Annotated in this window: 15 protein-coding genes; 4 read left to right on the top strand and 11 right to left on the bottom strand. The window is 66.0% G+C overall.

Annotated features, from left to right (window positions below; translation table 11 throughout):
- Positions 1 to 144 precede the first annotated feature (144 nt).
- Positions 145 to 2,337, top strand: a complete 2,193-nt coding sequence (locus ACZ1JC_RS09795) for a putative bifunctional diguanylate cyclase/phosphodiesterase (RefSeq protein ID WP_465137038.1) — start codon at positions 145 to 147, stop codon at positions 2,335 to 2,337.
- Positions 2,338 to 2,660: 323 nt separating this feature from the next.
- On the opposite strand, the gene ACZ1JC_RS09790 is transcribed toward ACZ1JC_RS09795, so the two are convergent.
- From ACZ1JC_RS09790 to hisS, 9 genes are all read right to left on the bottom strand, one after another.
- Positions 2,661 to 3,182, bottom strand: coding sequence for a retropepsin-like aspartic protease family protein (locus ACZ1JC_RS09790; RefSeq protein ID WP_465137039.1), 522 nt, complete (start codon positions 3,180 to 3,182; stop codon positions 2,661 to 2,663).
- 25 nt (positions 3,183 to 3,207) lie between these two features.
- Positions 3,208 to 3,945: a hypothetical protein gene (locus tag ACZ1JC_RS09785; RefSeq protein ID WP_465137040.1), complete on the bottom strand. Its 738-nt coding sequence runs from the start codon at positions 3,943 to 3,945 to the stop codon at positions 3,208 to 3,210.
- Complete coding sequence (gene ispG / locus ACZ1JC_RS09780) at positions 3,942 to 5,075, bottom strand: flavodoxin-dependent (E)-4-hydroxy-3-methylbut-2-enyl-diphosphate synthase (RefSeq protein WP_465137041.1); 1,134 nt, start codon at positions 5,073 to 5,075, stop codon at positions 3,942 to 3,944. Before ispG ends, ACZ1JC_RS09785 begins: the two co-directional genes overlap by 4 nt.
- Positions 5,076 to 5,222: 147 nt before the next feature.
- Entirely contained in the window at positions 5,223 to 6,440 is a 1,218-nt protein-coding gene (metK, locus tag ACZ1JC_RS09775) for a methionine adenosyltransferase (RefSeq protein ID WP_465137042.1), read from the bottom strand.
- Positions 6,441 to 6,481: 41 nt separating this feature from the next.
- Entirely contained in the window at positions 6,482 to 8,047 is a 1,566-nt protein-coding gene (gene lnt / locus ACZ1JC_RS09770; RefSeq protein ID WP_465138634.1) for an apolipoprotein N-acyltransferase, read from the bottom strand.
- Between the two features lie 338 nt (positions 8,048 to 8,385).
- Entirely contained in the window at positions 8,386 to 9,258 is an 873-nt protein-coding gene (locus tag ACZ1JC_RS09765) for a DUF4167 domain-containing protein (RefSeq protein WP_465137043.1), read from the bottom strand.
- A 240-nt stretch (positions 9,259 to 9,498) separates the two neighbouring features.
- The gene (gene prmC / locus ACZ1JC_RS09760) at positions 9,499 to 10,347 is read right to left on the bottom strand and encodes a peptide chain release factor N(5)-glutamine methyltransferase (protein ID WP_465137044.1); all 849 of its coding nucleotides are present in this window, start codon (positions 10,345 to 10,347) and stop codon (positions 9,499 to 9,501) included.
- Between the two features lie 114 nt (positions 10,348 to 10,461).
- A complete protein-coding gene (gene prfA / locus ACZ1JC_RS09755; RefSeq protein ID WP_465137045.1) occupies positions 10,462 to 11,532 on the bottom strand; it encodes a peptide chain release factor 1 in 1,071 nt (356 codons plus the stop codon).
- Positions 11,533 to 11,698: 166 nt separating this feature from the next.
- Complete coding sequence (hisS, locus tag ACZ1JC_RS09750) at positions 11,699 to 12,970, bottom strand: histidine--tRNA ligase (RefSeq protein WP_465137046.1); 1,272 nt, start codon at positions 12,968 to 12,970, stop codon at positions 11,699 to 11,701.
- Positions 12,971 to 13,240: 270 nt separating this feature from the next.
- On the opposite strand from hisS, the gene ACZ1JC_RS09745 reads away from it, so the two are divergent.
- Positions 13,241 to 15,184 carry a M61 family metallopeptidase gene (locus tag ACZ1JC_RS09745; protein ID WP_465137047.1) on the top strand — a complete coding sequence of 648 codons (1,944 nt, stop codon included), beginning with the start codon at positions 13,241 to 13,243 and terminating at the stop codon, positions 15,182 to 15,184.
- Between the two features lie 206 nt (positions 15,185 to 15,390).
- On the top strand, positions 15,391 to 15,936 hold the full coding sequence (gene ppa / locus ACZ1JC_RS09740; RefSeq protein ID WP_465137048.1) for an inorganic diphosphatase: 546 nt from the start codon (positions 15,391 to 15,393) through the stop codon (positions 15,934 to 15,936).
- A gap of 260 nt (positions 15,937 to 16,196) precedes the next feature.
- On the opposite strand, the gene ACZ1JC_RS09735 is transcribed toward ppa, so the two are convergent.
- Both ACZ1JC_RS09735 and ACZ1JC_RS09730 read right to left on the bottom strand, forming a co-directional pair.
- Positions 16,197 to 16,946: an SDR family NAD(P)-dependent oxidoreductase gene (locus ACZ1JC_RS09735; protein WP_465137049.1), complete on the bottom strand. Its 750-nt coding sequence runs from the start codon at positions 16,944 to 16,946 to the stop codon at positions 16,197 to 16,199.
- 388 nt (positions 16,947 to 17,334) lie between these two features.
- Entirely contained in the window at positions 17,335 to 18,789 is a 1,455-nt protein-coding gene (locus ACZ1JC_RS09730) for an NAD-dependent succinate-semialdehyde dehydrogenase (protein WP_465137050.1), read from the bottom strand.
- Between the two features lie 163 nt (positions 18,790 to 18,952).
- Here ACZ1JC_RS09730 and ACZ1JC_RS09725 point away from each other — a divergent pair, with 163 nt between their 5' ends.
- Positions 18,953 to 20,455 carry an aldehyde dehydrogenase family protein gene (locus ACZ1JC_RS09725; protein ID WP_465148414.1) on the top strand — a complete coding sequence of 501 codons (1,503 nt, stop codon included), beginning with the start codon at positions 18,953 to 18,955 and terminating at the stop codon, positions 20,453 to 20,455.
- The last annotated feature ends 2 nt before the right edge of the window (positions 20,456 to 20,457 follow it).

Genomic DNA, 20,457 nt, shown 5'->3' with positions numbered 1-20,457 from the left:
CACACGAAAAGCCCCGCCGGAGCGATCCGGCGGGGCTTTTTGCTTGCGGAACGGGCGGGCCGATTGCGGTCACTTGTATGGTTACGCGAAAGTAACTTTCGCGTGACTAAGTACATACCCTGGGATGGTCGCAGGGCGTGGTCGATGGCCTGGAATTTCGGACGTGCAGACAGGAAAGCGGCGCGGGTGCGCGAGGCGGGCGAGGGGCCGGCCATCGATGCCGAACAGGCGCGCGAATTCTGCCGTGCGGTCGAGGGGATCGACGGCCTGGGCCTCTGGGCCTCGGACGCCGAAGGGCGTATCCGCTATCTGTCCGAAGGGGCACTGGCCCGTTTGCCTGATGGCGTGACCGGAAGCGCCATCGGTTGCCCCGTGGCCGATGTGTTCCAGAGCTTCGATGACGGCGCCGGTTCGGGCCGAAGCCTGCGGTTCGCGCTGTCGCGCCGCTCCCGGTTCGAGAAAGTGCCCGTCTGCACTGGCGACGGGCAGCATCGTCGCTGGTGGCTGCTTTCGGGCGAGGCGCAGTTCGACGAAAGTAGCCGGTTCACCGGGTTCAGCGGCCTTTGCTCGGAAATCACCGACGAACGCCGAATTGCCGAAGAAAACTCGCGCGAGGCGATGCACGATCCGCTGACCGGGCTGCTCAACCGCCGCGAGATGGCGCGCACGCTCGATCGCACCCTGCGTGCCTACAAAGTGCAGGAACGCCCCTGTGCCACGCTGCTGATCGATCTCGACCGCTTCAAGCAGGTCAACGACACGCTGGGCCATTCGACCGGCGACGCCCTGCTGCAGCAAGTGGCCGAACGGCTGACCACCATTGTCGGCGAGGCGGAGCGGACCTGCCGGCTGGGCGGCGACGAGTTCCAGATCCTCGTCCCCGATGTCGAGGATCGCGGCGACCTTGGCAATCTGGCCGAACGCATCATCGCCATGCTTTCGCAACCCTACTCGGTCGACGGCAATCGCTGCATCATCGGCGCTTCGGTGGGCATCGCCATCGCGCCGTTCGACGGTCAGGATGTCGATGAACTGGTGCGCAACGCGGATCTTGCGCTCTATGCTGCCAAGCACGGCGGGCGAGGGCGCTTCCGCTTCTTCTCGCGCGAACTGCTGACCGCTGCCGAGGATCGCCGGATGCTGGAGGAGAACCTCCACGATGCCATGGCCCACGGCGAACTGGAACTGCACTACCAGCCGATCGTCGCTGCCGGATCCGACGTGGTGACCGGTGCCGAGGCGCTGATGCGCTGGAACCACCCCAAGAAGGGCGTGATCAGCCCGGCGCAATTCATCCCCATCGCCGAGGAATCGACGATGATCTGCCAGATCGGCGAATGGGCGCTGCGTACGGCCTGCCGGGATGCGGCGCTGTGGCCGGGGGCCTTGCGCGTGGCGGTCAACGTCTCGCCCCGGCAGTTCACCGATCCCGGGTTTCCTGCCGTGGTTGCCAATGCACTGGCCGCGTCCGGCCTCCCTCCCGAACGGTTGGAACTGGAAATCACCGAGGGCGTGTTCCTGGCCGAAGGCGCCGATACCGACGCGCGGTTCCGGGCGCTGAAGGCCCTGGGCGTGCGACTGGCGCTGGACGATTTCGGCACCGGTTATTCCTCGCTCGGTTACTTGCGCACCGCCCCGTTCGACAAGATCAAGATCGACCAGAGCTTCGTGCGCGGCACGGCCGAAGCGGGCGCGCGCAACAAGGCGCTGATCGCCGCGATCGTCGCCATGGCCAAGGCCATCGGCATGGAGACGACGGCGGAAGGAATCGAGACGCTGGACCAGCTGGCCATGCTGCGCGAACTGGGCGTCAGCCATATTCAGGGCTACATCTATTCGCAGGCGATCCCGGCGGACGCCTTCATGGCGGCAGCCGGCCAGCCGGGCTGGGGCATCGAACCTTGCGGCCCGGCCCACCAGCGCGAGGATCGCATATCGATGTTCCGCTGGATCGGCGCGATTCATGAGGATCACTATTACCCGGCGGTCCTGCGCAACCTCTCCGCCACCGGCGCGCTGATCGACGGGCTGGAGGATGTCCCGCTGGGCACGCGCTTCGTGCTCTATTTCGGCGAGGGCCAGCTGGAAGTGGCCACCGTGCGGCGCACGATCGGTGAGCAACTGGGCGTCGCCTTCGAAAAGACGCTGGTGAGTGACGGCAATGGCGGCCTTTGCACGCGGACGCGCATTTCGCCTTACGACCTCGTCAACGCCGGCCTGCCGCCGGATTTCGAGGTGAGCACGATTCGCACGCCGATCACTCCGCGCGATGGGCGAATCTCCATCCCCGCTTTTACCTCAACGGTGGGGCGCAAGGCGATTCAGGGTACGGCCTAGGGCACGGCATTACGCCGAAAACGGCCCGGGAAGGGGGACAACGGTCTCGACCGGCGGCTGACGCCTGCCGACCGGCGACATGGCCTCTCTCGGGAAAACCGCCGATAAGCTGCACTCCCCCGTTCCCACAAGGTTGTACATGATGGACACCCCTGTTTCGAAAGTTGTCCGGGCCGCTTACCTCTCGGTTGTCGCCATGACGGGTTTCGTTGTCTGGTGCAGCCTTGTGGGATTCGAGGCGGGGCTTGGCGGCGTGGGCGTCTAGGCCGCAAGCCTGCAGACGGCGCTTCGGGCGCCGGTAGCCAATCGGCCGCATTTTCAGCCTAGTTGGCGGTTGCTCCCAGCATCATTCGCTCGCCCTCGATACGGACGCTGCCCACGCGCGACAGGAACGATTGGCCCAGTAGCGAAACGTCCAGCCCTTCGGGCACGATCGCGGCGCGCACGTCGTGGACTTCCATTCCGCCCAGTTCGATCCGCTCCAGCCTGATCGGCACGCCGTATACCGGACCCGAAGCGCCCTGGCCGATCGGCATCACATCGCTGTCATTCCAATCCAGCCCAATGGCGCGTGCGTCCGGTCCGGTCAGCGCCACCATCGATGCGCCGGTATCGACAAGAAAGTGCGTGCTGTGCTGCTCCACTGTGGCGTCGGCATAGAAATGTCCGTCGCCCGCGCGCGTCAATTCCGTATTGCCAGCGAACCAGGCGGCCGTCGCGGCCTTCCGATGCGGAGCCGCCGCCGCGGCCGCCTTGTCTGTGCCTTGGTTGGCCTTGTGGCCGGGCGCGGTCAACACCGCAATGCCGATGGCGATGATCGCCGGAATCAGAAGCCCCTTGTCCATGGGGCAAAGGATAGGCCGCGAAGGCTTAAGCGGGCGTAAAACCCGCCCCGTCGGGTTCTTCATCGGCGGCATAGCCGTGATGCAGCCCGGTTGCGGCCAGCGCGGCCATCTGCCCCACCACCAGCGCGTCCCAGGCCATGAGGCCCCAGATCAGCCACTGCGGACGCTCCATCGCGGCGATATGATCGGCCCGGTGCAGCGTCTGCAGCAGGAACCACACGGGGCCAATATGCAGCACGATACGCAGCGCCTTGGTCCAGCCGCTGCGGTAGATCGCGAGGAGCCCGGTCTCACGGTCGCCGAGCAGGCCGCCGACCATCAGCACCAGCCCCGGCAGGCTGGCGAGCGTCAGGACGAGGCTCAATGTCGCTTGCACTACCGGAGCCGCTCTCCAATCGAGCAAAGCGGGGAGCGAGGCGACGATCTGCACGCCGAGCCCGAGCAGGACCTGTTTCCAGGCGATCCCGGCAAGGCTCCAGCCGCGCAGGCCGGCCGAACGGTTGGCCCAGAACCGCGCCCCGGCCAGCACGGCGATGACCAGCGCGGCGATCTTGATCACGCCGAACTCCATGCGCAGCGGATCGAGTGCAAGGCTGGAGAACGCCTCATGGCTGGCGAACATGCCCAGCCGGATTTCCACCGCATGCTGGGCGAATTCGGGCAGCACCGCGATCAGCGGAACCAGTGGCGCGATCCGCCAGAGGTACAGCGAATCGCGCAGCGTCAGCCCGACGCGCGCGAGTTCGCGCTTCAGCCGGCTCATTCGGCCGCCTGTGCCTCCGCTTCGGCCGCATTGGCCGCCTCGATCTCGGCCGCTTTGGCTTCCACCAGCTTGACGATGTGGTCCAGCATGTCTTCCGACTGGACGACATGGTCGGTCACGCCCGAAAGGTAGACCATGTGCTTGCCGTTGCCGCCACCGGTCAGGCCGATGTCGGTCTCCCGCGCTTCACCCGGCCCGTTGACGACGCAGCCGAGCACGGAGAGCGAGAGCGGCGTCTTGATGTGCTGCAGGCGGTCTTCCAGTGCCTCCACCGTGCGGATCACGTCGAAGCCCTGACGCGCACAGCTGGGGCAGGAAACGACGCGCACGCCGCGCGTACGCAGGCCAAGCGCCTTCAGCATCTCGAACCCGACGCGCACTTCCTCTTCCGGCTCGGCCGAAAGCGAGACGCGCAGGGTGTCACCGATGCCGGACCAGAGCAGCATGCCCATGCCGATCGAGGACTTGACGGTGCCGCCGATCAACCCGCCCGCTTCGGTAATGCCCAGATGCAGCGGGCAGTCCACGGCATCCGCCAAGCCCTGATAGGCGGCGACGGCCAGGAACACGTCGCTGGCCTTCACGGCCACCTTGTATTCGTGGAAATCGTGGTCCTGCAGCAGCTTGATATGATCCAGCGCGGATTCGACCAGCGCTTCGGGGCAGGGCTCTCCGTACTTTTCCAGTAGGTCCTTTTCCAGGCTGCCGGCATTGACGCCGATGCGGATCGCGCAGCCATTGGCCTTGGCGGCGCGAACGACTTCGGCGACGCGGTCGGAAGAGCCGATGTTGCCTGGATTGATGCGCAGGCAGGCGGCGCCGGCGTCGGCCGCCTCAAGCGCGCGCTTATAGTGGAAATGGATGTCCGCGATCAGCGGCACCCGTGCGGCCCGCACGATCTCCCGCATGGCCGCAGTGCTTTCGACATCGGGGCAGGAGACGCGAATCAGGTCCGCCCCGGCATCCTCGCAGCGGCGGATCTGGTCGATCGTCGCCTTGGCGTCGGACGTGAGTGTGTTGGTCATGGTTTGCACCGTGATCGGTGCATCGCCGCCGACGGGGACATTGCCGACCATGATCTGGCGGCTCTTGCGGCGCTCGATATCGCGCCAGGGACGTACGGATGACATGGCGCTTCTATAGTCGTTCACGGTGACGGTTTGAAGCGCGATTCCGGTCAGGCCGGATCGATCGTTTGCAAAACGAAACGGCGGGCAAATGAAAAGGGCGAGACCTTGCGGCCCCGCCCCTTCAATTCTTCACGCCGTGGCGTTCGCTCAGGCGAGCGAAGCCTTGAGAGCGTCGACCAGATCGGTGCGTTCCCAGGGGAACAGGTCGCCCTCGGGCTTGCGGCCGAAGTGGCCGTAAGCGGCAGTCGGGCCGTAGATCGGCTTGTTGAGGCCCAGGCCGGTGCGGATGCCGCGCGGGGTCAGGCCGCCTAGCGTGTCGGCCGCGACCTTGGCGATCGCCACTTCCAGATCGGAGTCCGAATGGGCACTGGTGCCGTGGGTGTCGACATAGAGCGAAAGCGGTTCCGACACGCCGATGGCATAGGCCACCTGAATGGTGCAGCGCTTGGCAAGGCCAGCTGCAACCACGTTCTTGGCGAGGTAGCGGGTGACATAGGCGGCCGAACGGTCGACCTTGGTCGGATCCTTGCCCGAGAATGCACCGCCGCCGTGGGGCGAAGCACCGCCGTAGGTGTCGACGATGATCTTGCGGCCGGTCAGGCCGGCGTCGCCGTCAGGGCCGCCGATCTCGAACTTGCCGGTCGGGTTGATGTGGAACGCGGTCTCTTCGGTGACGAAGCCGGCGGGCAGGATTTCGGCCACGACCTTCTTCACGTAGGCTTTGAGTTCGGCGTCCTTGGCACCTTCGTGGTAGCCCGGCTTGTGCTGGGTCGAGACGACGACGGCGGTCGCTTCCACCGGCACGCCGTTTTCGAAGCGCAGCGTGACCTGGCTCTTGGCGTCGGGCTCCAGGAACGGCGCGGCGCCCGAGTGACGGTCGGCGGCAAGGCGCTCAAGGATCTTGTGGCTGTAGTCGAGTGTGGCCGGCATGAGGTCCGGCGTTTCGTCGCAGGCGAAACCGAACATGATGCCCTGGTCGCCGGCGCCTTCGTCCTTGTTACCGGTCGAATCCACGCCCTGCGCGATGTCCGCGCTCTGCGGGTGCAGGTGGTTCTCGAAGACCAGGTCCTGCCAGTGGAAGCCGGCCTGTTCATAGCCGATGCGCTTCACGGTTTCGCGAACGACGGTCTGGATCTCTTCCTGCGCACCGTCTTCCCAGTGGCCGGCAGTGTCGATCATGCCCTTGCCGCGCACTTCGCCGGCCAGCACGACGCGCTGGGTGGTGGTGAGCGTTTCGCACGCAACGCGCGCCTCGGGGTCTTTCGACAGGAAAAGGTCGACGATCGCGTCGGAAATCTGGTCCGAAACCTTGTCGGGATGACCCTCGGAAACGCTCTCGGAAGTAAAGACGTAGCTATTGCGCATCTGGACACCACATATAAAGAAATCTTTATGTCCCTCTGCGTCTACCCTCCCCGGCGCCGGAGTGCAATGCCCGAAACCGCAATCACCAACAGAACTGCGGCAAGCGCCAGCGGCAAGCGGTTGCCCCAGCGGGCAAACAGCGTGGCCTGGTGGGCGGGGGGGATCAGGCCGTCCAGGCGCCCGGCCTCATGCCGGGGGACGAAGGAGCGCACGATGCCGTCGGCATCGACCACCGCGCTGATGCCGGTGGTGGTGGAGCGCATGACCGGCAGGCCCTCCTCGATCGCGCGCAGGCGGGCCTGTGCGAGATGCTGGGGCGGGCCCCAGGCGCCGAACCAGCCGTCGTTCGAAGGGTTGAAGATGTAGTCGGGCCGCACGCGGGGATCGACGACTTCGCCGCTGAAGACGATTTCGTAACAGATCTGCACGCCGGCCTTGCCCCAATCGCCGAAGTCGATGGTGCGCGCGCCGGGGCCGGGCCAGAAGTCCAGCGCGCCGGGAACCAGCCGAGTGGCGCCCAGTGGCTCCAGCAGCCAGCGCAGCGCCAGATATTCGCCATAGGGAACCAGATGGGCCTTGGAGTAGGAGGCGATGAGGTTGCCGTCGCCATCGATGGCCGAAACCGAATTGCGCGCCGCCACTTCCTCATCATCCTTCATGACAAGGTCGACCGCGCCGGTCAGCAACAGGCCATAGGGGCCGATCACGCGGCCGATGCGGCGGCGGGACAGCACCGGATCGGCGGCGTAGGTGTAGATACGGTAGAGATAGGGCGGATAGCCGTCGCGCACATAGTCGCCCAGGCCCGATTCCGGCCAGAAAACCATGCGCTTTTCACCGGGCCGGCTGGGGAGCGAGAGCCGTGCCATCTTGACGAAGTTCGGTTCGAAATTGCGCGGATCGTCGATGAATTCCTGTCGGATGTCCGGCTGGATCAGCGTGAAGCGCACTGCGCCTTCCGACCGGTCCGCCCAGCGGTCAGGCAGCGTCATCAGTGCGCCGAGGGCGATATAGATCGCGATGGCGGGCAGGGCCCATGCCCAGCGCAAGGCGCCGCGCGTGCCTCCGGCCAGGCGGACGAGCAGGCCGGGGAGCGCTGCCAGCAGCACCAGCAGGCCGGATAGGCCATAGGTGCCGGTCCACGGGGCGGCCATCGCCAGTCCCCGCGTCTCGAACCCGCCCAGCAGGGCAACGCCCAGCGGGTTCCAGGCAAAGCCGGTGAAGACCCAGGCGCGCAGCCATTCGGCGACGATCCAGCACGCCGCGAACGCGATGGCGGTCACTGCGTAGGCGCCGGGCCCGCGTTTGCCGCGATCGATCCGCTGCACCAGCCAGCCGCCCAGTGTCGCCAATGCGGGATAGACCGCGAGGTAAAGCGAGAGCAGTAGCACCGCGATCATGCCCAGCCATGCCGGCATGTTGGCCTGATAGGTGAAGGCCGTGGCGATCCAGTTGTTGCCCAGCGTGAAGTGACCAAGGCCGAAGCACCAGCCGACCAGGAAAGCCCGTCGCCAGCGGGGCGCCCGGACCATCAGTTCGATCAGCCAGGCGATGCCCAGCAATGTCAGCGGCCAGAGCGACAGCGGCTGGAAGCCACAGGCGGCCATGGCGCCAGCCAGGATCGCCGCCAGCCCGGTTATCAGACGCGGATGCCGCGAGAGGAAAGGGCCGGAAAGAAACGGGATGGCGCGGGAAGTACGGCCGGGCAGGGCCTGTTCGGATGTCACGGCTGAGCCTCGCGGCGAGAGAATTCCACCGGCGAGGCTATGTAAGGCTCTGAGGCGCGACGCAAGCGGGAAGGGCGGAGGTCATGCCATGGTGACGCCCGAAGGCGGTGCTGGCCCCAACTTCGGCAAAGGGAGCAGCGCTTTAGCGTCCCCTGAATCGAAATGGCCCGCGTTCCGGGTGGGAACGCGGGCCATTCGGTGTGCCGAGGCGGCGGAACTCAGGAGTTCACGGCTTCCAGCGTGCTGTCACCGGCCTCGTCCGCAGGCGGGGCCTTGCGGGTGCGGCGGCGGCGGGGCTTTTCCTCTGCCGCAGCTTCGTCCACCGGGGCTTCCTCGGCAGCCTTGGGGGCCGCTTTTCTGGCAGGCTTGGGAGTGATCGCCGGCGGCAGCGAGGCTTCCAGTCCGGCCGGAGCCTCCGACGCTTCGGGGGCTGCGACGTTGCCGTTGGCTTCCCCTGCTTCGCCGTCCTCGCGCCGGTCGCGGCGGGGCTTGCGCTGTTTCAGGCCGCGGCTGGCGCTGCGAACGTCACGGACGAAGGGATTGTCGACCGGTTCATAGACCGAACGCTCGCTCTCGCCGTCGCCCTGTGCGGATTCGACCTGCTCGTCGGCGGGCGCCTCATGGCGCGGCGCGCGTTCCTGACGCTCGTAACGGTCCTGACGCGGCTGGCGCTCCTCGCGTTGCTGCCGGTCTTCCCGGGGCTGGCGGTCCTCGCGAGCCGGACGGTCGTCGCGGGGCTGGCGCTCCTGCTGCTGGGCACGCTCGGGAGCCGCCTCGTAATCGCCATAATCGTCGCCGTAATCGTCCGAATAATCGGGCGAACGGTCGTCGCGACGCGGCTGGCGGGCATCGTCCTGACGCTGCTTCTGGTCGGCGATCACACGGAAATAGTGATCCGCGAACTGAAGGTAATACTCCTCCGTTACGCGATCACCATTGAGGTGCGCGTCGTGCGCCAGCTTCTTGTACTTCTCCAGCAGCTGCGGCGCGTTGCCGCGAGCCCTGCTGTCGATACGGTTGGTCTGCTGGCCGCCCTGTTGGCGATTGTTACCGCGGCCACGCCGACGGTTGTTACCACGATTATTATTCAAGGATATTTTCCTCAAAACCCAGGGTATCAGCCGGATCCCATCGGGCCGATTTGCCGTACGTCACATGAGATCACGGAGCGCCCCCGCGTGCCGTGACTTCCACCTTCGCCGTGCCGTGCAGACTAACTGCCGCGACTGTCATGCAAATGATGGAGGCGAAGCGTCCGCATGGGAAATTCCATCCATGTACCGCTTCGACCTAATCCTTAGGCATTCCCGAGCCGAATTCCAAGCGGAATCTTACGCAGCTGTTGAAAACTCCAGCACGCGCGGACGATTTCCAAGGTCGTGATGCAACCGACTGGAAAGCCCGACTTCCCGCCCGATCGCGGCGACCGGATCGGCCTGCCGGTACCCGATTTCGACCAGCGCGACTCCATGAGCGGACAGCAGGCGGGGCAGTTGCGGCACCAGAATCTTGTAGTCGTCCAGCCCGTCTTCACCCGAATAGAGCGCGCTGGCGGGTTCATAGGCGGCGACCGAACGGTCCAGCGCCACGGTGGTCTCCACATAGGGCGGGTTGGCCAGGATCAGATCGAAGGGCCCGCCAAGGTCCCGGTCCCAGCCGGGGGCGTGCCAGTCGGCCGCAGCGATGCGGGCACGGGCGGTTAGGCCCAGTGCTTCGGTATTGGCGGCGGCCACGGTCCGCGCGCCGGGCGAACTGTCGATGCCCACGCCTGTCGCGTCAGGCAGATTGGCCAGCACCGCCAGCAGCAGCGCGCCCGATCCGGTGCCGCAGTCCAGTACGGTGCGGGCATCGGGCCGGGCGGCGAGGGCGGCTTCCACCAGCACTTCGGAATCGCCGCGCGGGATCAGCACATCGGGGCCGACCGCGAAAGGTAGGCCGAAAAATTCCTGCGTGCCGGTGATATAGGCAACCGGTTCGTGTTCCATCCGCCGCGCCACCAGCGCCGCGAAGCCTTCGGGCGCGGGATCGCGCATCCGCGAGAGCAACATGGAAGAGCGCGAGCAGCCCAGCGCATGGGCCATCAGCACTTCGGCATCAAGCCTTGCGGTGTCACTGGTCGCGGCGAGGTGTTCCGCCGCCGCGCGGATTGCCTCGCCAACGGCGGGAGCCGGCTCGGTCATCCTTCGACAGGCTCAGGATGAGCGGAGAATGCGGGGCGGGCCAAGCAGCAACGAGGAATTCCTGAATCCGCTCGCCCTGAGCTTGTCGAAGGGCCGGGCGCGAGGCCGACCTGATCAGGCATCCATGGCGGCAAGGCGCTTGGCCTCGTCCTCGGCGATCAGCGCGTCGACCATTTCGGCAAGCCCCGGACCTTCGAGAATCTCGGGCAAGCGGTGCAGCGTCAGGTTGATGCGGTGATCGGTCACGCGGCCCTGCGGGAAATTGTAGGTGCGGATGCGCTCAGACCGGTCGCCGGAGCCGACCATGGCCTTGCGCGCCTCGGCCTCGGCGCCGTGGGCCTCCTCGCGCATCTTCTCATAGAGGCGTGCGCGCAGGACCTGCATGGCCTTGGCCTTGTTCTTGTGCTGGCTGCGCTCGTCCTGGCAGATCACCACCAGATTGGTGGGCAAGTGGGTGATGCGTACCGCCGAATCGGTGGTGTTGACGTGCTGGCCGCCCGCGCCCGATGCGCGGAAGATGTCGATCTTGAGGTCCTTGTCCTCGATCTGCACATCGACTTCGCTGGGCTCCGGCAGCACCGCGACGGTCGCCGCCGAAGTGTGAATGCGCCCGCCCGATTCGGTCACCGGCACGCGCTGCACGCGGTGGACGCCGCTTTCGAACTTCAGTTTGGCGAAGACGCCCGCGCCGGCGACGTTGGCGACCACTTCCTTGAAGCCGCCAAGATCGTTGGCGTTGACGCTGATCATCTCGACCCGCCAGCCCTGCTCGGCGGCGTAGCGTTCGTACATGCGATAGAGGTCGGCGGCGAACAGCGCGGCTTCGTCGCCCCCGGTGCCGGCGCGGATTTCCAGCATGGCTGGTCGCACGTCCGCTGCGTCACGCGGCAGCATGGCGATGGAAAGCTGGCGTTCGGCCTCGGGCAATTCGGCCTTGAGGCGAAGCACTTCCTCCTCGGCCAGCGCGCGCATGTCCGGATCGGGGTCTTCCAGTGTCTGGAGCATCTCCAGTTCGCCGCGCATCGACACGACTTCGGCAGCGACGCGCGCCACCGGTTCCAGCTCCGCATAGTCGCGACTGGCGGTGACGAAGGCGTCGCCTTCCAGCGTGCCCGAAGCCAGGCGCGCCTCAAGCTCCGCGAAACGCGCGGCTATCTGGGCAAGGCGGGCGCCGGAGATGGACATCAGGTGGTCCCCCAAACGATCTTTGCCGCAAACACCTCACCCGTCATCCCCGCGAAGGCGGGGATCCCGCTTGTTCTTGAGGCGGGGCGCGAAGAAAGCGGGGCCCCCGCCTTCGCGGGGGCGACGAGGGTGTTTGTGACAGGCGGAGAGGGAGGACGAGACGAAATCACGGATGGACCGACTGGAGAACCTGCTCGACCGCGAGGTATTCGGCGGTCGGCTCGGCCGCGCGCAGGTTCGCCACGGGGGCGCCATCCTTGGTGCCGAAGGAGACGAGCACCTTGGCGCCCATCTTCACCGCCTTGTCGAAGCGCTTGCGCGCCGATCCGGTGGCGACCATCTCGGCATCGAGGCCCTGGAAACGCAGCGCGGTGATGACCTTCTGGGCATAGGCCAGCGCGGCATCGTCCTCGACCGCGAGAACCACGGTCAACGGGGCTTCCGAAAGCGTACCGGCATCGGCGACGAGCATCGCCAGACGCTCGATCCCGGCTGCCCAACCGACGGCCGGGGTGGCGGGGCCGCCAAGGCTTTCCATCAGGCCGTCATAACGGCCGCCGCCCAGCACGGTGCCCTGCGCGCCGAGCCGGGTGGTGACGAATTCGAAGGCGGTGTGGCGATAGTAGTCGAGCCCGCGCACCAGCGAAGGCGCGCGTTCATAGGCGACGCCGTCGGCATCGAGGCCCGCCGTCACCGCGCCGAAGAAGTCCTGCGCCTCGGCCGAGAGAAACTCGTCGATCTTCGGAGCATCGCCGACGAAGACCTTATCGCGCGGGTCCTTGGAATCGAGGATGCGCAGCGGATTGCGCTCAAGGCGATCCTGCGAATCTTCCGAAAGCTCGGCCTTGTGGGCGCGGAAGTATTCGATCAGCGCGGCGCGCCAGGCGTCGCGGCTTTCGGCATCGCCCAGCGTATTCAGCTGCAGCGTCACGCCGTCCGAAATACCCAGTTCCTTCAGCAGCTGATCGGCCATGACCAGCAGTTCGACGTCGGCGATCGGTTCGGGCGAGCCGATCAGCTCGGCGTCGATCTGGTGGAACTGGCGATAGCGCCCCTTCTGCGGGCGCTCGTAACGGAACAGCGGGCCGTGCGTGGCGATCTTGACCGGGGCGAACTGCTTCCAGCCATTGGTCAGGTAGGCGCGGGCGATGCCGGCGGTGAATTCGGGGCGCAGGGTCAGCGATTCGCCGCCGCGATCCTCGAACGAGTACATTTCCTTGGAGACGACATCGGTCGTCTCGCCGATCGAGCGCGAGAACACTTCGGTCTTTTCAAAGACCGGCATTTCGGCGCGGCGGAAACGGTAGAGCTTGCGGATGCGCTCGAACGTGTCGACGACATGCGCGAAAGCCTCGGCGTCGGTTCCGAAGATGTCCTGGGTTCCGCGGATCGCCTGAGGCGTCTTGCCCTGAGGTGCTTTGCTCTCTGTCGTGCTCATAACGCGCGCGCTTAGCCGGATTGCGGCGGCGGGGAAAGTGGGCACGTCAGGTCCTCCCCGGACCGGGGAGGTGGCAGGGCGCAGCGCTGACGGAGGGGATCGGCGTCCTCACGCGAGGTTGGTGCTTAGCGGAGAATCCCCTCCACCACCCTTCGCGCGGTCCCCCTCCCCGTGCCGGGGAGGACCGAAAATTACCCAGCCGACTGGTCCGCAATGCAGGGGCGAATTGGATGGTTGCCAAATCCCGCAACAGCCGCAAAGAATGCCGAAATGAAATATCGTAACGCGGTCGTCACGCTCCTCGCCCTTCTTTCCGTTTCCACGCCGGCGCTTGCGCAGGATTCTGCCCAGCGCAGCGCCCCGATGGCGCCTGTGCTGCCCGATCCGCTGCCCGCCGCGCAGGACAAGCCCTATGCCGGCACCATCGCGCTCGATATCGATGCCAGCGATACGGTGCGCGGCGTCTACAGGGTGACGCAGCAGGTTCCGGTCGCCCCCGGCACCACGAAGCTGACGCTGATCCAGCCGAGCTGGCTGCCCGGCAACCACTCGCCCACCGGCCCGGCCGCGTTGCTGGCGGACATTCACTTCTTCGCCGATGGCAAGGAAATCACGTGGCAGCGTGACACCGTGGCCGTGAACGCCTTCCATCTCGACCTGCCGGCCGGCACGCAGATGGTGACGGTAAAGCTGGTCCACACGTCTCCGGTGCAGGCCAAGGAAGGCCGCATCACCATGACGCAGGAAATGCTGAACCTGCAGTGGGAGAAGATGAGCCTCTATCCCGCCGGCTATTACACCCGCGGCATCACCTTCAAGCCGACCGTGAAGTTCCCGGCAGGCTGGACCGTCTACACCGCGCTGGACGGCAAGGCGCAGCAGGGCGACACGGTGACGTGGAGCCCGATCGACTACGAACGCCTTGTCGATTCGCCGATCTTCGCGGGCAAGTACGCGCAGAGCTGGGACCTTGGCCACGGCGTCAGCATGGATGTCGTCGCCGATGCGCCCAAGCTGCTGGGCATCGCGCCGGACAACATGGCGAAGTATCGCAGCCTCGTCTCGCAGGCGCTGTTCACTTTCGGCGCGCGCCACTTCGATCACTACAACTTCCTGCTGGCGCTGACCGACCGCATGGGCGGCATCGGCCTCGAACACCACCGTTCGAGCGAGAACCAAATGGAGCCCAAGGTCTGGACCGAGTGGGACAAGATGGACTGGGATCGCAACGTGATCCCGCACGAGTTCACGCATAGTTGGAACGGCAAGTACCGCCGTCCGGCCGACTTGTGGACGCCGGACTTCCAGCAGCCGATGCAGAACACGCTGCTGTGGGTCTACGAAGGCCAGACGCAGTTCTGGGGCTATATCCTGGCCGCGCGTTCGGGCGTGCAGACCAAGCAGACGATCCTCGACACGCTGGCCGGCGCGGTTGCTCGCTATTCGGAAGCGACGCCGGGCCGAGGCTGGCGTTCGGTGGAAGACACCACCCACGCGCCGATCCTCGCCATGCGCCGCCCGCTGCCCTATACCTCGATCACCCGTACCGAGGACTACTACGTCGAAGGCGCGCTGACCTGGCTGGAAGCGGACCAGATCATCCGCCAGGGCACCAAGGGCGCCAAGGGCCTCGACGATTTCGCCAAGGCCTTCTTCGGCGTGCGCGATGGCGACTGGGGAGAACTGACTTACGACTTCGACGAAGTGGTGAAGACGCTGAACGGCGTCTATCCCTATGACTGGGCCACGTTCCTGAAGACCCGCATCTACGCCACCAACCAGCCGGCGCCCGTGAAGGGCATCGAGATGGCCGGCTACAAGCTGGTCTGGAAGGACACGCAGAACGCCTATGAGAAGGGCGTGGGCGATTCGCGCAAGTCGCTGGATCTCAGCTATTCGCTGGGCGTGTCGCTCGATAACGAGGGTACCGTTACGTCCACGGTGTGGGACAGCCTTGGTTACAACGCCGGCCTTGTCGGCGGGGTGAAGGTGGTTGCGGTCAACGGCACCGCCTACAGCGCCGATACGATCAAGGATGCGATTACGGCGGCGAAATCTGCCCAGGCCCCGATCAGCCTGTTGGTGAAGCGCGGCGATGCCTTCACCACCGTCTCCATCGACTATCACGGCGGGTTGCGCTGGCCCTGGCTGGAAAGCACCACGCCGGGCAAGGTCAACGGGCTCGATCGCCTGCTGGCACCGCGTACCAAGTAAAAGGCGGAACTAAGCGTATCGGGAACGGGGTCGGGCTTTTCAGCCCGGCCCCGTTTCGTTTGAGCGACGGGCACGCGATCCTTGCACCGCAAGTGCGAGAAGGCGGTTGCGGTGGTTTAACCGTGCCGCTAAGCCCCGCCGTCAAAGTTCAAGGCGGCGCACTGTCAGTAGCGCCGCTCAAATCGTGCCCGTTGAAAAGGACCAACATGCGCATCGACATGATCCCTGTCGGCAAGAACCCGCCGGAGAGCCTGAACGTCATCATCGAGGTTCCCGTTGGTGGTGAGCCTGTAAAGTACGAATTCGACAAGGATTCGGGCGCGCTCTTCGTGGACCGCATTCTGCACACGCCGATGCGCTACCCCGCCAACTATGGCTTCGTGCCGCACACCCTTTCGCCCGACGGTGACCCGCTGGACGCGCTGGTCGTTGCCCGTTCGCCGTTCGTGCCGGGCTCGGTCGTGCGCGTGCGCCCGATCGCGGTGCTGAACCTGGAAGACGAGCACGGCGGCGACGAAAAGCTGGTCTGCGTGCCTGACGACAAGACCTTCCCGTACTATTCGGACGTGCAGGAAAAGGGCGATCTGCCCCCGATCGTGTTCAGCCAGATCGAGCACTTCTTCACGCACTACAAGGACCTTGAGGCCGAGAAGTGGGTGCGCGTCGGCACCTGGGGCGGCGCTGACGAAGCCCGCCAGATCGTGATCGAAGCGATCGAGCGCTACGAGGCTGACAAGGCTGCGAAGGCCTGAGGCCACACAAGTTCACACCCCATGTGAAGGAAGGGCCGGCGGAGTGATCCGTCGGCCCTTTTTGTGTGTTTTGAAGGCAAGGTGCTGCACGGGGGGCGCCGAATAGTGCCGTTCTCTTCCTCGTCGCCCCCGCGAAGGCGGGGGCCCCGCTTTTCTGGCGAGAGCGCGCGAAAGAAGCGGGATCCCCGCCTTCGCGGGGATGACGGATCAGGGTGTCTTGGCGTCGCTCTATTCGGGTTGGCCTGAACCAACCCGATGGATCAGGTTACCACACGCCCGCCGTTCACGCCGATGGTCTGGCCGGTGACGTATTGGCTGCGCTCGTCGCAGAGCCACGCGCAGGCGTTGGCGATGTCGTCGGGCTCGCCCATGCGGCGGACCGGGATGGTCTGCAGCAGCACTTCGGTGGGGATCTGGAAGCGCTCGCGGTTGGCTTCGGACATGATCGTACCCATCACCGAACCCGGCGGGATATTGTTCACGGTGATGCCGTAAGGGCCGAATTCCTGCGCCATCGAACGGGTCATGGTCACCACCGCGCCCTTCGAGGACGAATAGGGGATCATGTTCACCGCGCCGGTCTGCGCGCTGGAGGACGAGATGTTGACGATGCGGCCCCAGCCCGCGTTCTTCATGTCGGGCAGGCATACCTGCGTCATGATGAACAGGCCGCGCACGTTGACGGCATAGATGAAGTCCCAGCGATCGTCGGTCAGTTCCTCGAACGGGGTGAAGTCGGTGACGCCGGCGTTGTTGACCAGGATCGAGACCGGGCCCAGTTCCTCACGCACCCGCTCCACGGCGGCCTTCACGGAGTCGCGGTTGGACACGTCGGCGCCCAGTGCGATGGCGGTGCCGCCGCCGTCGCGAATGGCCTGGACGGTATCGGCGCAGCGCTCGGCATCGAGGTCGAGCACGCCCACGGCCACCCCTTCCTTCGCCAGCCGCTTCGCGCAGGCCGCGCCGATGCCGGCGGCGGCGCCGGTGACGATGGCAACCTTGTAGGACATTGCATTCTCCCATGCGGCGCATGGCGCGCCTCGTTGGGGAATAGGGCTAAACGGAAATGGGCCTTGACGGGAAGAGCAAGTTTGAACGGCCGTTCAAAACTTCGCAGTGGCGTCGTTGAGGGGGTGATTGCGTCGGGGTCCGGGTGGACGCTGGCTTGTCCAAACCCGCATTCGTCGCCCCCGCGAAGGCGGGGGCCCCGCTTTTTGATTCACGCGGAGGCGCGGAGGCGCGGAGGCGCGGAGGCGCAGAGAGGCTGCGCAGTAGTTCACCGTCCCTCTGCGTCTCTGCGTGCCCAAAGAACAAGCGGGATCCCCGCCTTCGCGGGGACGACGAGCGTATTTTGGGAAGTCGCGTGGACGTGCCGGGTGGATGCGTCTCGCCGGCGGATCAGGCCGCCGGCTTGATGCCCATGCAGAGGTACTTCACCTCCATGTAGTCATCGAGGCCGTAGTGCGACCCCTCACGCCCGAGACCCGACTGCTTGACGCCGCCGAACGGCGCCACTTCGGTGGAGATCAGCCCGGTGTTGATGCCCACCATGCCCGCCTCCAGCGCCTCGGCCACGCGCCAGACGCGGCTGATGTCGCGGGCGTAGAAGTAGCTGGCCAGGCCAAACTCGGTATCGTTGGCCATGCGGATGGCATCGGCCTCGTCGGTGAAGCGGATCACGCCGGCGAGCGGCCCGAAAGTCTCTTCCTTCGCCAGCTTCATGTCCGGCTTCACGCCGGCAACCACGGTGGGGTTGAAGAACGAGCCGCCGCGCTCGTTGCGCTGGCCGCCCGCCAGCACCCGCGCGCCGCCGGCGATGGCGTCTTCAAGATGCTCCTCCACCTTTTCGACTGCTTTCTCGTCGATCAGCGGGCCGACTTCGGTGCCCGCGTCCATGCCGTAGCCGACTTTCATGGCCGAGACGCGCTTGGCCAGCTTCTCCACGAACTCGTCATAGACGCCGTCCTGCACGTAGAAGCGGTTGGTGCACACGCAAGTCTGGCCGCCGTTGCGGAACTTGGAGATCATCGCGCCGTCGATCGCGGCATCGACATCGGCATCGTCGAACACGAGGAACGGCGCATTGCCGCCCAGTTCCATCGAGGTCTTCTTGATCGTCTCCGCACATTCGCGCAGCAGATCGCGGCCGATCTCGGTGGAGCCGGTGAAAGTCAGCTTGGCGACCTTGGGGCTGGCGGTCAGCGCGGAGCCGATCTGCCCGGCGCTGCCGGTCACGACATTGACGACGCCCGCCGGAATGCCAGCCAGCTCGCAAAGATGCGCGATGGCGAGCGCGGAATAAGGCGTGGCCGAAGCCGGCTTGATGACGATCGTGCAGCCCGCCGCCAGCGCCGGGCCCAGCTTGCGGGTGATCATCGCATTGGGGAAGTTCCAGGGCGTGATGGCGGCGACGACGCCGACGCCCTGCTTGATGACGACGATGCGACGGTCGGCGGCATGGCCGGGAATGGTGTCGCCATAAGCGCGCTTGGCCTCTTCGGCGAACCATTCGATGAAGCTGGCGCCATAGGCGATTTCGCCGCGCCCTTCGGCCAGCGGCTTGCCCTGTTCGCGGGTGAGCAGTTCGCCCAGATCGTCCTGATGCGCGATCATCAGGTCGAACAGCTTGCGCATCAGTTTCGAGCGTTCGCCGGCAGTCTTGGCGCGCCATGCGGGAAGCGCGCGCTCGGCGGCGTCGATGGCGCGATTGGTTTCGTCCGCGCCCATCTTCGGCACCGTGCCCAGCACCGCGCCGCTGCCGGGGTCGGTCACTTCGAACGAGGCCCCGCTATCGGCATCGCACCACTGGCCGTCGATGTAGCACTGCTGACGGAGGAAATCGGTGAAAGCCATGGTGTGCGGGTCCTCGCTGGTTTCGCGGGCGGCAGCGCTGGCTGCCGTGGAGATAGGCCCGAGAGATAGGTGGGCCCGGATAGCGAGGCAACCGCCAGCGGGCACTCCGGTTCCAGCCAGCGCCCTCGCGATTGACGCGCCCCATTTGCTTCGATAGTCTGTTTTGCGAAAAGAAATTCACAAATACGAATTATCTGGGAGAGAGCCGCTGGATCACGCAGGCTTCATCGACGGCGCGTTCGTTGCCGGGCAGGGCACGATGTTCGACGTGCTAGATCCGTCCGACGAGAGTCTGGTCGCGCGGGTCACCGGGCTTTCCATCGAACAGGTAGAGCAGGCGATCGCCAGCGCCCGGCGCGCTTTCGATTCGGGCGCATGGTCGGGGCTGACCATGAAGGAACGCGGCGCGGCGATGCTGTGCTTCGCCGATGCCATGGCCGCCCGTGCGGATCGGTTGAAGGATCTGGCCGTGCGCGAGGCGGGCTGCCCGGTGTCTTCCACGGTGATGGGCGCGCAAGTCGCCTCCCCCCTGCGCATGGGGCGCGAGATCGTGGAGATGGCCCTGCGCCTGCCGGAGATCGAGGACAATCCGCTGCCGCTGCACGAGCGGGTGAATCCCTATTTCACGGTGCAGAGCGTCAGGCGCTGGTCGCCGATCGGGGTGGTGACGGCGATTTCGGCCTACAACGTGCCTTTCTATACCGCGCTCTGGAAAGTCGTGCCGGCGCTGGTGGCGGGCAATACGGTGATCCTGCGGCCCAATCCGCTGACGCCGCTGTCCGCGCTGGTCTTTGCCGAGGCGGCCGAGGAAGCCGGGCTGCCGAAGGGCGTGTTCAACCTGGTGATCGAGGCGGGCGTGGAAGGCGCGCAGGCGCTGACCAGCGACCCCCGCGTGGACATGGTGAGCTTCACCGGCTCCTCCACCGTGGGCGTGGAGGTGGCCAAGCAGGCGGCGGTGACGCTGAAGCGGCTGGTGCTCGAACTCGGCGGCAAGTCGGCGCAGATCTACCTGCCGGACTCGGTGGACCGCGCGGCCATGGCGGCGATGAGCGTCTGTACCGCGCACGCCGGGCAGGGCTGCGTGCTGGGCACCCGCGTCTTCGTGCCGCAGGAGAGCAAGGCGCAGGTGCTGGAGGCGATGGCGAAATTGCTCTCCGGTGTGAAGATCGGCCCGGCCGACGATCCGGCGACCCAGCTTGGCCCCGTGGTCAGCGCTGCCCAGCGCGCGCGGTGCGAGCACTTCGTTGCCGCTGCCGTCGCCGGGGGAGGCCGCGTGGTCTGTGGCGGCAAGCGGCCCGATGGGCTGGAGAAGGGCTATTTCTTCGAGCCCACCGTGCTCGACCTGCCCGACAATGCCAATCCCGCCGCGCAGGAGGAGATCTTCGGGCCGGTGGTCTCGGTGATCGGCTACCGCGACCTCGATCACGCGGTGGAAATGGCCAATGACAGCCGCTTCGGCCTGTCCGGCTGGGTCCACGGCAAGGACAAGGTCAAGGCGCTGGAAGTGGGGCTGAAGATCCGCAGCGGTGCGGTGAACGTCAACGGCGCGCTCGCTTCCAGCCATGCCAGCGGCGGCGGCATCAAGATGAGCGGCCTTGGCCGCGAGCGCGGCGTCGAGGGCCTGCGCGAATTCCAGATCATGACCACGCTTAATATTGGCGGGTAAGG

It is taken from the genome of Sphingomonas sp. BL-S-28, assembly GCF_055521515.1.
This window is presented reverse-complemented; position numbering and strand designations above follow the sequence as displayed.

What these genes read in the sequence shown, in the direction of transcription:
- ACZ1JC_RS09795 (WP_465137038.1), top strand. Translation starts at nt 145, where the DNA reads ATGGCCTGGAATTTCGGACGTGCAGACAGGAAAGCGGCGCGGGTGCGC.
- ACZ1JC_RS09790 (WP_465137039.1), bottom strand. Translation starts at nt 3,182, where the DNA reads ATGGACAAGGGGCTTCTGATTCCGGCGATCATCGCCATCGGCATTGCG.
- ACZ1JC_RS09785 (WP_465137040.1), bottom strand. Translation starts at nt 3,945, where the DNA reads ATGAGCCGGCTGAAGCGCGAACTCGCGCGCGTCGGGCTGACGCTGCGC.
- ispG (WP_465137041.1), bottom strand. Translation starts at nt 5,075, where the DNA reads ATGTCATCCGTACGTCCCTGGCGCGATATCGAGCGCCGCAAGAGCCGC.
- metK (WP_465137042.1), bottom strand. Translation starts at nt 6,440, where the DNA reads ATGCGCAATAGCTACGTCTTTACTTCCGAGAGCGTTTCCGAGGGTCAT.
- lnt (WP_465138634.1), bottom strand. Translation starts at nt 8,047, where the DNA reads ATGGCCGCCTGTGGCTTCCAGCCGCTGTCGCTCTGGCCGCTGACATTG.
- prmC (WP_465137044.1), bottom strand. Translation starts at nt 10,347, where the DNA reads ATGACCGAGCCGGCTCCCGCCGTTGGCGAGGCAATCCGCGCGGCGGCG.
- prfA (WP_465137045.1), bottom strand. Translation starts at nt 11,532, where the DNA reads ATGTCCATCTCCGGCGCCCGCCTTGCCCAGATAGCCGCGCGTTTCGCG.
- hisS (WP_465137046.1), bottom strand. Translation starts at nt 12,970, where the DNA reads ATGAGCACGACAGAGAGCAAAGCACCTCAGGGCAAGACGCCTCAGGCG.
- ACZ1JC_RS09745 (WP_465137047.1), top strand. Translation starts at nt 13,241, where the DNA reads ATGAAATATCGTAACGCGGTCGTCACGCTCCTCGCCCTTCTTTCCGTT.
- ppa (WP_465137048.1), top strand. Translation starts at nt 15,391, where the DNA reads ATGCGCATCGACATGATCCCTGTCGGCAAGAACCCGCCGGAGAGCCTG.
- ACZ1JC_RS09735 (WP_465137049.1), bottom strand. Translation starts at nt 16,946, where the DNA reads ATGTCCTACAAGGTTGCCATCGTCACCGGCGCCGCCGCCGGCATCGGC.
- ACZ1JC_RS09730 (WP_465137050.1), bottom strand. Translation starts at nt 18,789, where the DNA reads ATGGCTTTCACCGATTTCCTCCGTCAGCAGTGCTACATCGACGGCCAG.